The sequence below is a fragment of the Pseudomonas sp. FG86 genome (assembly GCF_057808775.1).
The window spans coordinates 104,114-119,914 of record NZ_JBMDIS010000014.1 but is presented as its reverse complement, the minus strand read 5'-3'; the positions used below and the strand labels follow the sequence as shown (position 1 = coordinate 119,914).

The window sequence follows — 15,801 nt, the reverse complement described above, 5'->3', positions numbered from 1 at the left end:
GCGGTTGGTTAAGATCTTTCGTCTCAACCGAGGCGCGCATTCTACAGCAGCCTCACTTGCTGTCAAGTGATTATTTTCAGAAGTTTTCAAAGTTTCCTTTGTAACTTCAACCACTTGCGCTTCCGATCTCTCGTTAGCGGGAGGCGAATTCTACAGCGTTACACGCTGCTGTCAACACCTCTTTTTCTCCGCTTTCGACCGAGAGGATCGAAACGTTAATAGAGCCAAACGACACCGCTCTACCAACTCCTTCTGGGCTTCGATGAACTGAAGCAGGTCGCTGTCGAATCTTGCGTAACTCTTTGTTTACCAAGGAGTTTTCCGTTTCGACTGCGCCGGAAGTGGGGCGAATTATAGACTTCCAGAATCTGCCGTCAAGCGTTAATTACGCTTTTGTCGCAGAAGGTGCTTTTTTCGCAATAAGGCGGGGAATTCGACGGGCTACTGGCGGTATCCGCAATACGAGAAGCAACGCGCCAATAGCCGCATAGATAGACCACTCTTTCAGATCGGCCCGTACAATCCACAGCATGTGCAGTAAGCCGAGCCCGAGAATCACGTACACAAGGCGATGCAGCTTCTTCCAACGACTACCTAGCCGGCGTTGACTATAGCGATTCGAAGTAACTGCCAGCGTCAGCAGAGAGAGGAACCCCAACGCACCTACAATAATGTAAGGCCGCTTGCGCAACTCCACACCCAACTGCGACCAATCAAGGCCTAGGACAAATACGCAATACGCTGCCAGGTGCAGCACGACATAAGCAAAACACCACAACCCCAGTTGGCGGCGTACGACTATCCACCCCGACCAACCACTCAACTTCTGCAGCGGCGTCATCGCAAGCGTGATCAGCAGCAGGATCAAGGTCCCTAACCCCAACCGATCAACCAGCACTTTCCCTGGATCCGGCCCCAGAGCAAAGCTCCATGCTTCATATAGCCAGAACAGAGGCCACACCATGATGGCCAGGAATACGCCGATGCGCCAGATCGGATAACGCATCAGTAGTTCTTCCGTAAATCGAGGCCGGTATATAGAGAGGCAACCTCATCCGAGTAACCATTGAACATCTGCGTCTCGCGCACATTCGGACTGAACAAGCCACTCGGCAGACGACGCTCCCGCGCTTGCGTCCACCGAGGATGGTCGACTGTAGGGTTCACATTCGCATAGAACCCATATTCGTCTGACGCGATGCTCTGCCACGTGGTCTTGGGCTGCTCGCTCACCAGGCTGATTCGCACAATGGACTTCACGCTCTTGAAGCCATATTTCCACGGCACCACCAGACGCAAGGGCGCGCCATTCTGATTGGGTAATTCTCGTCCATACATCCCAACCGCAAGGATCGCCAGCGGATTCATTGCCTCATCCAGGCGCAGCCCTTCGACATAGGGCCAGTCGATCAAGGCGAAACTTGAACGCTGCCCCGGCATGCTCTTGGGGTCCTGGAGCGTTTCAAAGCGGATGTACTTGGCCCTGGAGGTTGGCTCAACCTGTTTGAGCAAAGCAGATATAGGAAAGCCAATCCATGGAATGACCATCGACCACGCCTCGACACAGCGCAGACGATAGATACGCTCTTCCAACAGGTAAGGCTTCATGAAGTCTTCCAGGGCATAACGCCCAGGCTTCGCGACCTCGCCATCAATCACAACACTCCAAGGCTCAGTCTTGAGTGACCCCGCATTGGATGCTGGATCCCCCTTATCCGTACCGAACTCATAGAAGTTGTTGTAGTGGGTCGCATCCTTGAACGGGGTGATAGCCTCGTCCTTTACCGTCACCGCCTGCCATTTCGTAGCAGTCAGTTTCTCGGCAAACCAACCTGGAGCCTTACCCGGCTCGACATCGGCATAACGCGTGGGTTCGCCAGCACTCGCCCAACGCGGCAGGCTACTGGCAGCAACACCCGCCAGCGCACCACCGAGCAAGCTGCGGCGGGATAGGTAGAAAGACTCAGGCGTGACATCCGATTCGTGGCAATCGGACGCTTTAGGCAATTTGATTAACATGGCAACTCCGCAGCATTGGAGAACTGATGCACCAATAGACTGCGGAGTATGGGGGAAATTACATTAAGGCAACGTTTTGTCCCGACGCAGATGCAGCAGATACTGAATCGGGCCGGAGGCCGCATAGACAAGGAACGCCAGCAGCAGGATACGCGGCGGATCACTGAAGACGACCGCAAACACCAGCACCACCACCAGAATCGCAACGAAAGGCACCCTCCCCTTCAGGTCGAACTCCTTGAAGCTGTTGTACTTGATGTTACTGACCATCAGCATGCCGGCCGCCGCAACCATCAAGGCCACCAGGAACGACATCTTCGACCCCTGGATACCGTAGTCACTGAACGCCCAGACGATACCCGCCACGACACCGGCAGCAGCAGGGCTGGCCAAGCCAATGAAGTAACGCTTGTCAGCCTTACCGACCTGGGTATTGAAACGCGCCAGACGCAACGCAGCCCCAGCAACATAGATGAAAGCAACCATCCAGCCGACCTTGCCCATATCACCCAGCGCCCAAGCGAACGCCAGCAACGCCGGAGCGACGCCAAAGGCCACCATGTCCGACAGCGAGTCATACTCGGCACCGAAGGCACTTTGGGTATTGGTCATACGGGCCACGCGCCCATCCAGGCCGTCGAGCACCATGGCCACGAAGATTGCGATGGCGGCAAAACCGAAGTATTTGCTCGCACTTGCGGCATCACCAGCAGCCAGGGCGCTTTGGGCACTCATGGAGTTGATGATGGAATAGAAACCGGCAAACAGGTTCGCCGTGGTGAACAGGTTGGGCAGAAGATAGATGCCACGATGCCGGACCTTGCGGCCTTCAGCGTCATGCCCTTCTTCGACATGCTCATCGATCGGTAGCAGGCTTTCGGCGTCAGAAGCCTGGCTTGGCTCTTCGGGACGTTCGCTCATGGACTTTACCTTGCAACGGTGTGAAAAAATTCGACAAATACTTGCGGCGAGTGTTCGCCCGCAAACGATGCAGCTTTATACCAGAACCAGGCCCCCAAACGAAAAAACGCGGCCTAAGCCGCGTTTTCCCTTGATGCGTACGACTTAGTTCTTGGCTTTGTCGACGATCTTGTTGGCACCGATCCACGGCATCATGGAGCGCAGTTGCTCGCCGATGACTTCAATACCGTGAGCGGCATTGTTACGACGCTTGGCGGTCATCGAAGGGTAGCCGGTGGCACCTTCGCTGATGAACATTTTGGCGTATTCGCCGTCCTGAATACGTTTCAGGGCGTTACGCATAGCCTGACGGGACTCGGCGTTAATCACTTCCGGACCAGTCACATATTCGCCGTACTCAGCGTTGTTGGAGATCGAGTAGTTCATGTTGGCGATACCGCCTTCGTACATGAGGTCAACGATCAGCTTCAGTTCGTGCAGGCATTCGAAGTAGGCCATTTCCGGCGCGTAGCCAGCTTCAACCAGAGTTTCGAAACCGGCCTTGACCAGCTCAACGGTACCGCCGCACAGAACGGCTTGTTCACCGAACAGGTCGGTTTCAGTCTCGTCCTTGAAAGTGGTTTCGATGATGCCGGTACGACCGCCACCCACGCCAGCAGCGTAGGACAGCGCAACGTTTTTGGCGTTGCCCGAGGCGTCCTGGTAGATAGCGATCAGGTCAGGGATACCGCCACCTTTGACGAACTCGGAACGCACAGTGTGACCCGGTGCTTTCGGCGCGATCATGATCACGTCCAGGTCGGCGCGTGGCACGACTTGGTTGTAGTGAATCGCGAAGCCGTGGGAGAAGGCCAGGGTGGCGCCCTTCTTGATGTTCGGCTCGATTTCGTTCTTGTACAGCGCGGACTGGAACTCGTCCGGGGTCAGGATCATGACCAGGTCGGCAGCCGCAACAGCGGAAGCAACGTCGGTCACTTTCAGGCCGTGGGCCTCAGCCTTGGCAACAGTGGCCGAGCCTTTACGCAGGCCAACAGTCACGTCAACGCCGGAATCTTTCAGGTTGCACGCCTGGGCGTGACCTTGGGAACCGTAGCCAATGATGGCGACTTTCTTGCCCTGGATGATCGACAGGTCACAATCTTTATCGTAATAAACTTTCATGAGGTTCCTCTATATATCCAGGCCGTGAGGCCATTCACTAATTTGGGTTAGATGCTGAGTACTTTGTCGCCACGGGCAATCCCGGTGACACCACTGCGTACGGTTTCCAGAATCGAGGCCGTCCCGATCGACTGGATGAAGCTGTCCAGTTTGTCGCTCGTACCGGTCAGTTGAACGGTATAAACGCTGGCGCTCACATCGACGATCTGCCCGCGATAAATGTCGGTAGTCCGCTTGATCTCGGCACGTTGAGCACCCGTAGCCTTGACTTTAACCAGCATCAGCTCGCGCTCGATGTGGGCACTTTCCGACAGGTCGACCAGCTTGACCACTTCGATCAGCTTGTTGAGGTTCTTGGTGATCTGCTCGATCACCTCATCGTGGCCAACGGTGGTCAACGTCAGGCGCGACAGGGTCGGGTCCTCGGTCGGCGCCACGGTCAGGCTTTCGATGTTGTAGTTGCGTTGCGAAAACAGACCGACAACACGAGACAGAGCGCCGGGTTCGTTCTCCAGAAGCAGGGAGATAATATGCCGCATGATTAAGTACGCTCCGTCTTGTTCAGCCACATGTCGCGCATAGAGCCGTCTTTGATCTGCATCGGGTAGACGTGCTCACTGGTATCCACCTGAATATCGATGAACACCAGACGATCTTTCATGGCGAACGCCTCTTCCATTTTCGGCTTCAGATCTTTCAAGTCAGTGATGCGCATGCCGACGTGGCCATAGGCTTCAACCAATTTGACAAAATCCGGCAGCGATTCCATGTAGGAATGGGAGTGACGGCTGTTGTAACTCATGTCCTGCCACTGACGAACCATGCCCAGCACGCCGTTGTTCAGGCAGACAATCTTCACCGGAAGACCATACTGCAGGCACGTCGACAGTTCCTGAATGTTCATCTGGATACTGCCTTCACCGGTGACGCACGCGACGTCAGTCTCCGGGAAGCTCAGTTTCACACCCATGGCCGCAGGAAAACCAAAGCCCATCGTGCCCAGGCCACCGGAGTTGATCCAACGATTGGGCTTGTCGAACTTGTAGTACTGCGCGGCGAACATCTGGTGCTGGCCCACATCGGAGGTCACAAAGGCGTCGCCCTTGGTCACTTCGCACAGGGTCTCGATCACGGTTTGTGGCTTGATGATGCTGCCGTCGCCCTTGTCGTAAGGGAACAAGCCGCGATCACCGCGCCATTCGTCGATCTGCTTCCACCAGCTGGCAACCGACTCCTTGTTTGGCGTTTCGCCGATGTCCTTGAGCGCGGCGACCATTTCGGTCAACACGCTCTCTACAGGTCCCACGATCGGCACGTCGGCCTTGATGGTCTTGGAGATGGACGCCGGATCGATGTCGATATGGATGATCTTGGCGTTCGGGCAGAATTTGCTCGCGCCATTGATCACACGGTCATCGAACCGCGCGCCCACGGCCAGGATCACGTCGGCGTGGTGCATGGCAAGGTTGGCGGTGTAGCTGCCGTGCATGCCGAGCATACCGACGAACTGACGGTCCGTCCCCGGGAATGCGCCGAGGCCCATCAGGGTGTTGGTGACCGGCAGGTTAAGCAGCTTGGCCAGTTCGGTCAGCGGTGCAGAACCGCCGCCCAGGATCACGCCACCGCCCGAGTAAAGCACAGGGCGCTTGGCCGCCAGGAGCATTTCTGCCGCCTTGCGAATTTGCCCCGAGTGCCCACGAACAGCCGGGCTGTAGGAGCGCAGCTTGGCTTTCTTGGGGAATACGTATTCGAATTTCTCAGCCGGGTTGGTCATGTCTTTCGGGATATCGACCACCACAGGACCCGGGCGACCGGACTGCGCGAGGTAGAAGGCCTTCTTCATGACTTCCGGGATTTCCGAGGCATGCTTGATCATGAAGCTGTGTTTCACGATCGGCCGGGAGATACCGATCATGTCGGTTTCCTGGAATGCATCGGTACCAACCATGGTGCTAGCGACCTGGCCGGAAATGATCACCATCGGGATGGAGTCCATATAAGCAGTCGCAATGCCGGTAATGGCATTGGTTGCGCCTGGGCCGGACGTGACCAGTACCACGCCGGCTTTACCGGTGGCACGGGCATAACCGTCAGCCATATGGGTCGCAGCCTGTTCGTGGCGGACCAGGATGTGGGTAACAGCCGGCTCCTTGAACAGTGCGTCGTAGACATGCAGCAGAGCACCACCTGGGTACCCGTAGATATAGTCGACGCCTTCGTCACGCAAAAAGCGGACGAGCATCTCACCGCCAGATAAAAGCTCCACGTTGTTCACCTCTAAAACGCCAGAATACCGTCCGTTGAAAACCGACGGGTCTTAATAGGTTTACTTCTCAACAGAGCATGAGCGACGGTGGTCGCCGACTACGTCAGCACTGACTGAGCAAGTATTGGGATCGTCCCAAGTGTTGCGGGCTTTTCCCACCCAGCGCGAGGTAACGCGTTGCGGGTGTAACAGGTCGGCGCGGATGTGCGCCTCATGATCTGCTGAGCGGGCCTGCTTCTGGCAGTCCCGATACAGCGGACTTTGGATTCTTCTGTTTCAGGCCCTTCAAGTCAAGCAATAATTGCGCTTTTTTCCAACTAAGCGCATGAGAACGCAGAAGAAAGGCCTTTGAGGAGGGATAAAACTCGCCTGAATGTCGTCAAGCGGTAGAAATGTGCGCAAGACTGCCGGAAAAGCCGGCAGCCATGCAATTAACGAGCGTCGACGATCAATTGGTCGAACTTTTTCAGCGCATTGCGCAAGCCAAGGCTCTCAAGCGGGCGATCGGCGTAAACCATCTCCGCCATCTCCAGGATCCCTGATGCATTGGGCAATGGCAGATCCTGCTCGAGGATCTGCTTCATGCGCACCAGGAAGATCCATTGCAGCCACTGGTGAAAGTCCAGCGTATCCACCGAAAAGGGCTCGACACTGCTCAGAGCCTCAGCACTGGGGGACTTTTCGTCCCACCATCCCTGCGTGCGCAATTCGCGCTCAATCAGCAATAACTGTTCGGCAATTGCTGGAAAACGCGCATCCATCAGAGGCTGACCTTGGCTTTTTGCCGAGCCTGCGCAGCGCCGGCAGCATCACCTTGTGCGGCACGAGCATCACCGATCAAGGCCCACAGGCTGGCTTGCAGGTCAGGACGACCGTTCGCCAGGGTGAGGCCACGACGGGCGAACTGCTCGGCTTGCGGTGCATCGCCCTGGGCCATGCGTACCTGGGCCAGGCGATACAGCACTTGCGGTTCGCGTGGCGCTACGCGCTGGGCACGCTCGAGGCTCGACGATGCGCCATTCAGGTCGCCACCGGCCTGTTGCTGTTGCGCGGTGGTCAGCAACGCCAGCACCGGGCCATCCAGTTGCTCGTCAGCGGACAGGCCGCCAGCGCTCGAGGACGACGGAATACCGCTTGGCGTCGAGGGCATGTTGTAGGTGCCTTGGTTGATCGGTGCCGTTTGGATCGGCGTGGAATCAATCGGCCCCGACGTACTTGGGCCAGGCGTCCAAGGTTCCGCGCTGATCGGTGCCGCCGTTGCCGCGCCGGCACCTGGCACCATCACCACCACGCCCGAATCCTGTGGGACGGCCTGGGTTGCGGCTTGTACCGGGCGCTTGGTCACGGTCTGACGGAACCCGCCATTGGCCGAGATCCGGTCGTTATTGGAAACGGCCGTGCTCGAGTCCACCACGGGAATGGAACCGCGCTGCACGCTGGAGCAGCCGCCGAGCAAAGCCAGAGCTGTAATAGCTGGAATCCACCACTTGTTCACTTGAAACCCTCTTTGCTTAATTCATCCAGCCCTTGACCCAATCCATCACCGATTCCGCGTCAGCAGGGGCACTGCCACCGCACGCAGCACCGGGTGGTGGTTCGCTGCCGCGAATATACGGCATCTGCACCGCGCCCGGACAGTTGGCATCGGAGCCCTGGCCGGTATGCGGATCAATCCAGGCCTGCACGATATTGTCCGGCTGCGGCATATTCAGCGGCAGCGGATCAGCCTTGCGCATGAAACTGGTCCAGACTTGCAGCGCACCGGTCGCACCAGTAAACGGCGTCTTGCCATTATCATCACGCCCCAGCCACACCACGGCCAGCACATCCTGGCCAAAACCGGCGAACCAGCTGTCACGGGAGTCGTTACTGGTACCGGTCTTGCCGGCCAGCGTCAGGTTCGACGGCAGCACTTTATAGACAGAGCTGCCGGTACCTTCACGCATCACACGTTGCATACCGTTCTGGATCAGGTAGATGGAGCCCGCATCGAAACGCTGCTGTATCTGGAATGGATAGCGCTTGAGCGGCTCGCCTTCGGCTGTCAGCACACTGCGAATGCCGCGCATCGGCGTATTGAAACCACCGTTGGCGAGGGTCTGGTACATGGTCGCCACTTCCATCGGCGTCATTGCACCGGCCCCCAGCAGCATCGATGGGAAGGCCGGGAATTCACGGGTAATGCCCAGGCGTGCCAGTGTCTTGAGAACATTCGGCACCCCCACTTCAAGGCCCAGCCGCGACGTGGAAATGTTGTAGGAATGCGCCAAGCCCTGGTACAGGAAGATCGTGCCATGGGAGCGGCGATCGAAGTTCTGCGGCGTCCACACCTGGCCATCGGCACCTTTGACAGACAGCGGGTCATCCGACAGCCAACTGGTCAGCGTGTATTTGCTCGGTTTTTCCAACGCTGTCAGGTAGACCGCCGGCTTGACCAGCGAGCCGATGGGGCGCACGGCATCGAGGGCGCGGTTGAAACCAGCGAAACTGGCCTGGCGACTGCCGATCATCGCCTGGACTTCGCCGGTTTCCGGGTTAGTCACGACCATGGCCGCTTCGACTTCGTCGGAGCCTTTACGGCCTGTCAGGCGTTTGAAGGTGTCGTTGACCGACGCTTCGGCCTTCATCTGCAGGATCGGATCGAAACTGGTGAAGATCCGCAGGCCCTCTTCGGTCAAGTCTTCGTCGCGGTAGTCTTCACGCAGTTGACGCTTGACCAGGTCGATAAAGCCAGGGAAGGAGCTGTCGGCCAGCTTGCCGCGAGTGGTCACACCCAGTGGCATTTTCTTCGCTGCGGCGACTTGTTCGGCCGTGGCCACGCCCTGCTGCTCCAATACATCGAGCACCAGGTTGCGGCGTTCGAGCGCGCGCTCAGGATTACGACGTGGGTTGTAGTAGGAAGGCCCCTTGACCATCCCCACCAACAACGCAACCTGATGCAGCTTCAGCTCGGAGAGTGGCTGGCCGAAAAAGAACTGGCTGGCCAGACCGAAACCGTGCACCGCGCGCTGGCCATCCTGGCCGACGAATACCTCGTTGAGGTAAGCCTCGAGGATTTCCTGCTTGCTGTAGTGCAGCTCCAGCAGCATTGCCATCATGGCTTCGGTCAGTTTGCGGGTAAGGCTGCGCTCGTTGGTCAGGTAGAAGTTCTTCACCAACTGCTGGGTCAGCGTACTGCCGCCCTGGGTCATTTTGCCGCCGGAGGTGTTGACCCAGATGGCACGGGCAATCGACTTCGGCGAGACGCCCCAGTGGCTGTAGAAATCGCGGTCCTCCACAGCGACCAGGGTTTCCAGCAGGTACGGCGGCACCTGATCAAGCTTGATCAGGATACGATCTTCAAGGTTCTTCGGGTAAATCCCGCCGATCATCAGGGGTTCCAGGCGAACCACCGGCAGTTTGGAACCATTGAGTGACGACAGCTCGGCCACGTAGTCGCCGGAAAAACGCACCCGCACCGGCTGGGCTTTTTCCAGGCCCTCATAGAACTGGAAGCCACGGGTATTCAAATCGACAGTGTTACCGCTGACGGCTGCCGCGCCAGGCCCGTTACTCACGGGTTCGCGGCGGTAGCCCAAGGCGTCGAGTTCGGTAAGGAAGTCATCCTTGCTCAGCTTCTGGCCGGTGAACAGCTCCAAGGGACGGGCATACACCTTGGCCGGGATAGTCCAACGCTTGCCGGAGAATTTCTCCTGGACCACAGCGTCGAGATACACCGCGAAGCCGGCGAGCACGACAAGGCCCACAAGGCTGAGCTTGAGCGCCCAGCCCAGCCATGGGCGCAGGCCGCGGGAAGGAGGTTTTTTACGGGAACGGGGAGATCGGGATCGAGTCATGGCGGCGGATTATACGCACTTTATTGATGATCAACATGAGCCGGACAGCGGTTTGCACGACCGTGCGTAGCGGCCATAATGCCTGCCATGAATTTCCCAAGACTCTGAAGGATCGCCCGTGAGCCAGTCCCTGATCACCGCCCTGCAAAACCCGGCCCTATACCCCCATCCAGTCGAAGCGTTTCAAGTCATCGAGACCCACATTTCATGGGTGATACTGACCGGCCCCTACGCCTACAAACTGAAGAAGCCAATGAACTTCGGCTTTCTGGACTTCACCGACCTGAAGGATCGCGGTCATTTCTGCCGGGAAGAGCTGCGCCTCAACCAGCGCCTTACCCAAGATTTGTATCTTGAAGTGTTGCCAATTACCGGCACTGCCGAAGCACCGCAATTGGGCGGTGAAGGCCCGGTGATCGAATACGCGCTGAAAATGCGCCAGTTCCCACAGAGCCAGCTGCTCAGCACCCTGCAAGCCAACGGCGAGTTGACCAGCGCGCACATCGATGAAATGGCCAAGCAAATCGCGCACTTTCATCTCACGGCCCCCAAAGTCCCCCAAGATCACCCGGCCGGCACCCCAGACGAAGTAATGGCGCCCGTACGGCAAAACTTTGAACAGATCCGCCCATTCCTCAGCGACAAGGCCGACCTGGTGCAACTTGAAGCCCTTCAAGCCTGGGCCGAAAGCAGCTTCGAGCGCCTCAAGCCCCTACTTGCACAACGCAAGCTCGATGGTTTCACCCGCGAGTGCCACGGTGATATCCACCTCGGCAACGCCACCTTGATCGATGGCCATGTGGTGATCTTCGACTGCATCGAGTTCAACGAGCCGTTCCGCTTCACCGATGTGTATGCCGACACCGCCTTCCTGGCCATGGACTTGGAAGACCGCGGCCTCAAATCCCTGGCGCGCCGTTTTATCAGCCAATATCTGGAACTGACCGGCGACTATCGCGGCCTTGAAGTGCTGAACTTCTATAAAGCGTACCGTGCACTGGTACGCGCCAAGGTTTCGCTGTTCAGCATGCCAAGCGAAGCAGACCCGGTGCGCCGCGCCACCACCCTGCGCCAGTACCGCAACTATGCCAACCTGGCAGAAAGCTATAGCACCATTCCCTCACGTTTCCTGGCCATTACCCATGGCGTGTCAGCGGTCGGCAAAAGCCATGTAGCAATGCGCCTGGTGGAAGCGCTGGGTGCCATTCGCCTGCGCTCGGACGTGGAACGCAAGCGCTTGTTTGGCGAGCAACAAGTGGAAAACACCCCACAGGCCGGCATCTATGCCGCCGATGCGAGTGCAAAAACCTACGCGCGCCTGAACGAGATGGCCGATACCATCCTGCGGGCCGGCTTCCCGGTGGTGCTGGATGCCACCTTCTTGAAGCGCGACCAGCGCGACGCCGCGGCCAAGGTCGCCGAAGCGACCGGCGCGCCCTTCCTGATCCTGGACTGCAACGCACCACAAGCCGTCATCACCAGTTGGCTGGCTCAACGTCTGGCCGATAAAAACGACCCTTCCGACGCCACCCTGGCTGTTATCGAAGAACAGCAAGCCCATCGCGACCCACTCACGGCCGAGGAGCTACTCCTGAGCAAGCGCGTCGAAACCAATGAAAGTGGGACACTGGACGCATTGGTAGCGCACATCCGTCAGCGCCTGCCGGGTTTGTAAGAAAAAATTCTTGGCTGCGTCGTCGTCTTCGGCGCGCAACCAGGGAATAGTGGCACTATAATGGCGTCATAAATCCAACAGGTATCGACATCATGAGTCAGCCGAAGCTTCTCGATACACCGCTCTACTCGCTCCTGCATAAAGACGATATCCGAGGCTTCAATCAGGAACGTCCCAAAGACGGCGTTATCGACATGCGTGGTGGCGACTTCCGAGGTTTGGACCTGCGTGACCTGAACGCCGCAGGGGTAGATTTCACCGACGCGTACTTCCGCTCTGCCGACTTGCGCGGCCTGGACTTGCGCGACTGCTCACTGGAGGGCGCCAGCCTGGCCCATGCGCAGATTTCGGGGACCTACTTTCCGCCTGAATTGACTGCCGATGAGATCCTCATGTCGGTCAACTTTGGCACGCGCCTGCGCTACCGCACCAAGTAATCCCCTGCCCCAACCCCGGCTGCGCATACAGCGTGCCGGGGCTTCACGCCTGCCCGCCGTCAAAAACCTCGCCCCATTCTTATAAGCTTTTGCGCCGTTCCTGGCCAAAGAACTACGCTTTTCCTACTGAACGCTACACTCCTTTCAGACTTGCCTGGTCACGATACCCACCGCACCATTCGGCCGTCGCAAGGAGGCTTGATGAACGATGAGCTGCAACACCTTAAAAACCTTGGCAAGACGTCGGCGCAGTGGCTGCATGCGGTGGGTATCCACAGCGCATCCGACTTGCGCCGCCTGGGAGCTGTGGATGCTTATCGAGCGGTACGCACCCGAGGGTTCCGCGCATCCAAAGTATTGCTGTATGCAATCGAAGGGGCATTGATGGATGTGCACTGGAACGACCTCCCTGCCGAGCGCAAGGAAGCGTTGAACCGTCAATTGGACGCTATTTCCACACGCCAGAAAAATTAGACCGGCAAGCCCATACAGTATCTACAGGCTTTTCGAACGCGTGTTTGAGAAAAGCACGAGAGCCAGAAAAAACAAATGTTGACTCTCAAATGAGAATCGTTATGATTATCACAACTGGTCGCGAGATCAGCCGATAACTGAAAGACCATTGGTTCGGACTCTCAGATTATCTCCTCATCAGGCTAATCACGGTTATTTGACCCGGCTTTTGCCGGGTCTTTTTTTGCCTGCGAAAAGACGCTGCCCCCCCCCGACTTCAACGCGCGATAATCAACGGATGCCCACGCTCCGGGTGGAGCTGCACCAATACATCCAAACCGAATACCGCTTTAAGCGGCTCAGGTCGCATCACCCGTGCTGGCGAGTCCAGTGCATGCGGACGCCCTTGGGACAGCAACAAGATCCGGTCACAGTAACGCGCCGCCAGATTCAGATCATGGAGAATCACCAGCACAGCCGCGCCCCGATCAGCGAATGTCCGTATCGCCTGCAAGGTCGTGTGTTGGTGCAAGGGGTCCAGCATCGACGTCGGCTCATCCAACAACAACGTCTGCCCCTCCTCGCCCGGCCATAATTGCGCCATTACTCGCGCCAAATGCACACGCTGGCGTTCGCCGCCCGACAAGGCAAGGTAGCTGCGGCCGCTCAAATGCCCGACATCCGCGGCCTGCAGCGCTGCCTGGATAATCTCCTCATCACGCACCCGTCCGGTCTGATGGGGCAAGCGCCCCATGCCTACCACCTCTTCGACGCGGAAGGCGAAGTCCAAGGTAGAACTTTGCGGCAATACCGCCAGGCGCTGGGCGCGCTGCGATCCGCTCCAGCCCTTCAGCTCCTGCTGATCCAGCCATACCTTGCCCTGGTCCGGCGGCAGTTCACCACACAACGCCCCCAGCAATGTGCTCTTGCCAGCACCATTAGGCCCCAGCACACCGAGCACCTGACCCGGCAACAGGTCCAGGCTGACGTCCGCCAGCACGATTTTGCGACCACGCCGTATCTGCAGCGCCTCCACCCGCAACATCAGGCGCGCCCTCGCAATAACAGATAAAGAAAGAACGGCGCGCCAATAAACGCCGTCACGATGCCGATCGGCAATTCAGCCGGCGCCAACGCCAAGCGGGCGACCAGATCCGCCAACAGCAGCAGGCTCGCACCTGCCAATATCGAGGCTGGCAACAACACCCGATGATCCGGCCCCGCCAGCAATCGCACCAAGTGCGGCACGACCAGCCCGACAAACCCAATCATTCCCGCTGCCGCCACGGCCGCTCCCACGCCGAGGGCCGTGCAAAACACCAATTCGCGCTTGAGGCGCTCTACATCAACGCCCAAGTGACTGGCTTCGGACTCACCAAGCAACAGCGCATTCAACGCCTTCGCCCGGCGCGGCAACCACAGCGCCACACCGGCGCTCACCAGCAGCAACGGCCACAGGCGCGAGTAGCTGGCGCCATTGAGACTGCCGAGGTTCCAGAAGGTCAGGGTCCGCAGGGTGGCGTCATCCGCCAGGTAGGTGAACAAACCCACCGCCGAGCTGGCGAGGGCTGTCAGCGCGATGCCGGCGAGCAGCATCGTCGCGACGTTAGTCTGGCCGTTGCGCCGCCCCAGCCGGTAGACCAGCGCCGTGACGCCAAGCCCACCGAGAAATGCACACAGCGATAATAGATAGGGGCCGAACGCGTCCGGCAAACCGCCGAAGAACGAACCACCGACAATGGCGATGGCCGCCCCCAGCGCGGCACCGCTGGAGACCCCGACCAAACCCGGATCCGCCAACGGGTTGCGAAACAAGCCCTGCATCGCCACGCCTGACAATGCCAGCACGCCCCCCACTGCCAGGCCCAGCAACGTCCGCGGCAAGCGAATTTGCCCCAGGATCAACTCCGCCTGCTCCAATCCCTGTGCCTCGATCGGCACGCCTACCAAGCGCAACGCCGCCTTGAGCGTATCCAACAGGGGCAAGCTGACCGGCCCCAGGGCCAATGAAAGCCAGATCGCCAGTGCACACAGCAGCGCCAGCCCGATAAACAGGGCTCGCGGCTTGACCAGGGTGGTCATGGGGCCGGTTTAGCCTGGGATGGATAGAAGCCGGCGGACAACGCCGACAGGCTTTGCGGTAAACGCGGCCCGAGCCCGCCCACCAGCAGCGTCGGGTCCAGCTCAATTACCCGCCCATTCCTGGCCGCCGGGGTGGAAGCCAGTATCGGGTTCTCCTTGAACAGCGCAGCCCGTGCCGCATCGCCGCTGAGGGCGCGATCAGCGAACACCAGCACTTGCGGGCTCAGCCCCGCCAGCGACTCCACGGAAAACGGCTTATAGCCAATATGGGTTGCCAGGTTGCGCCCACCGGCCTGCCGCAGCATCCAATCAGCGGCAGTGTCCTTGCCGGCGATCAACGGCTTGCCACCCGCATTACCGAGCAGCAGCAACACACCCGGCGCCTTTTGCGTGGCCTGCGCCTTGGCAACCCAACTTTTCTGCCGACCAAGGGCCTGCTCGTATGCGATAAACAACTCGCGGCCCTTGGCCTCAGTGCCCAGCAACGTGCCCAGGTGCTCAAGGTTAGCCTTCAAGGCAGGCAAATCCGGTTGCGCCGAGAACATCTCCACCTGCACACCCGCACCGCGAATCTGCGCCAGCACCGGCGGCGGCCCCATCTCTTCAGTGCCCACCAGGATCTGCGGACGCAGGCTGAGAATGCCTTCAGCCGACAATTGCCGCTGATAGCCAATGCTTGGCAATGCCTTGAGGGACGCCGGATGCTGGCTGGTCGTATCGACGCCCACCAACTTCGATTCACCGCCCAGGGCCACGACCCACTCAGACAAGGCCCCACCGGCACTCACCCAGCGCTGGGGCAGTTCAACGGCGCATGCCACGTGATTGACCAGCAGTCCGACAACAAGCGCAATAGCGCTGGCACTCAGTCGCATAACAGGGTTTCCTTCCAAGGGCGCGGCCACTGAGCCACTCATCGATGTGACAGGTCATCTCTGCCAGGCATCGTAC

At 58.7% G+C, this 15,801-nt stretch carries 15 protein-coding genes; 3 read left to right on the top strand and 12 right to left on the bottom strand.

The window, feature by feature from the left end; genetic code table 11:
- Positions 1-385: 385 nt before the first annotated feature.
- The 9 genes from msrQ to mrcB all read right to left on the bottom strand — a co-directional run bounded on the left by msrQ (position 386) and on the right by mrcB (position 10,203).
- A complete protein-coding gene (msrQ, locus tag ACODSV_RS12400) occupies positions 386-1,006 on the bottom strand; it encodes a protein-methionine-sulfoxide reductase heme-binding subunit MsrQ (RefSeq protein ID WP_150055266.1) in 621 nt (206 codons plus the stop codon).
- Complete coding sequence (gene msrP / locus ACODSV_RS12395) at positions 1,006-2,019, bottom strand: protein-methionine-sulfoxide reductase catalytic subunit MsrP (protein ID WP_102623715.1); 1,014 nt, start codon at positions 2,017-2,019, stop codon at positions 1,006-1,008. Before msrP ends, msrQ begins: the two co-directional genes overlap by 1 nt.
- Positions 2,020-2,082: 63 nt before the next feature.
- Positions 2,083-2,940 carry a CDP-diacylglycerol--serine O-phosphatidyltransferase gene (gene pssA, locus ACODSV_RS12390; protein WP_024077405.1) on the bottom strand — a complete coding sequence of 286 codons (858 nt, stop codon included), beginning with the start codon at positions 2,938-2,940 and terminating at the stop codon, positions 2,083-2,085.
- 144 nt (positions 2,941-3,084) lie between these two features.
- Positions 3,085-4,101, bottom strand: coding sequence for a ketol-acid reductoisomerase (gene ilvC, locus ACODSV_RS12385; protein ID WP_003176099.1), 1,017 nt, complete (start codon positions 4,099-4,101; stop codon positions 3,085-3,087).
- A 47-nt stretch (positions 4,102-4,148) separates the two neighbouring features.
- Positions 4,149-4,640: an acetolactate synthase small subunit gene (ilvN, locus tag ACODSV_RS12380; protein ID WP_003176102.1), complete on the bottom strand. Its 492-nt coding sequence runs from the start codon at positions 4,638-4,640 to the stop codon at positions 4,149-4,151.
- A gap of 2 nt (positions 4,641-4,642) precedes the next feature.
- Positions 4,643-6,367, bottom strand: coding sequence for an acetolactate synthase 3 large subunit (locus tag ACODSV_RS12375; RefSeq protein WP_041161297.1), 1,725 nt, complete (start codon positions 6,365-6,367; stop codon positions 4,643-4,645).
- A gap of 431 nt (positions 6,368-6,798) precedes the next feature.
- Positions 6,799-7,128 carry a YqcC family protein gene (locus ACODSV_RS12370; protein WP_024077407.1) on the bottom strand — a complete coding sequence of 110 codons (330 nt, stop codon included), beginning with the start codon at positions 7,126-7,128 and terminating at the stop codon, positions 6,799-6,801.
- Complete coding sequence (locus ACODSV_RS12365; protein ID WP_024077408.1) at positions 7,128-7,862, bottom strand: tetratricopeptide repeat protein; 735 nt, start codon at positions 7,860-7,862, stop codon at positions 7,128-7,130. Before ACODSV_RS12365 ends, ACODSV_RS12370 begins: the two co-directional genes overlap by 1 nt.
- Before the next feature lie 16 nt (positions 7,863-7,878).
- Entirely contained in the window at positions 7,879-10,203 is a 2,325-nt protein-coding gene (mrcB, locus tag ACODSV_RS12360) for a penicillin-binding protein 1B (protein ID WP_024077409.1), read from the bottom strand.
- 118 nt (positions 10,204-10,321) lie between these two features.
- On the opposite strand from mrcB, the gene ACODSV_RS12355 reads away from it, so the two are divergent.
- The 3 genes from ACODSV_RS12355 to ACODSV_RS12345 all read left to right on the top strand — a co-directional run bounded on the left by ACODSV_RS12355 (position 10,322) and on the right by ACODSV_RS12345 (position 12,789).
- Positions 10,322-11,878: a bifunctional aminoglycoside phosphotransferase/ATP-binding protein gene (locus tag ACODSV_RS12355; RefSeq protein ID WP_102623716.1), complete on the top strand. Its 1,557-nt coding sequence runs from the start codon at positions 10,322-10,324 to the stop codon at positions 11,876-11,878.
- Between the two features lie 92 nt (positions 11,879-11,970).
- Positions 11,971-12,315, top strand: coding sequence for a pentapeptide repeat-containing protein (locus ACODSV_RS12350; protein WP_024077411.1), 345 nt, complete (start codon positions 11,971-11,973; stop codon positions 12,313-12,315).
- Between the two features lie 201 nt (positions 12,316-12,516).
- On the top strand, positions 12,517-12,789 hold the full coding sequence (locus ACODSV_RS12345) for a TfoX/Sxy family protein (protein ID WP_024077412.1): 273 nt from the start codon (positions 12,517-12,519) through the stop codon (positions 12,787-12,789).
- Positions 12,790-13,045: 256 nt separating this feature from the next.
- On the opposite strand, the gene ACODSV_RS12340 is transcribed toward ACODSV_RS12345, so the two are convergent.
- The 3 genes from ACODSV_RS12340 to ACODSV_RS12330 are packed head-to-tail and all read right to left on the bottom strand — an operon-like array spanning position 13,046 to position 15,725.
- Complete coding sequence (locus ACODSV_RS12340; protein ID WP_150055265.1) at positions 13,046-13,813, bottom strand: heme ABC transporter ATP-binding protein; 768 nt, start codon at positions 13,811-13,813, stop codon at positions 13,046-13,048.
- Positions 13,813-14,850, bottom strand: a complete 1,038-nt coding sequence (locus tag ACODSV_RS12335; protein ID WP_024077414.1) for a FecCD family ABC transporter permease — start codon at positions 14,848-14,850, stop codon at positions 13,813-13,815. The genes ACODSV_RS12340 and ACODSV_RS12335 overlap by 1 nt, the downstream gene beginning before the upstream one ends.
- Positions 14,847-15,725, bottom strand: a complete 879-nt coding sequence (locus ACODSV_RS12330; RefSeq protein ID WP_150055264.1) for a heme/hemin ABC transporter substrate-binding protein — start codon at positions 15,723-15,725, stop codon at positions 14,847-14,849. The genes ACODSV_RS12335 and ACODSV_RS12330 overlap by 4 nt, the downstream gene beginning before the upstream one ends.
- Positions 15,726-15,801: the final 76 nt, after the last annotated feature.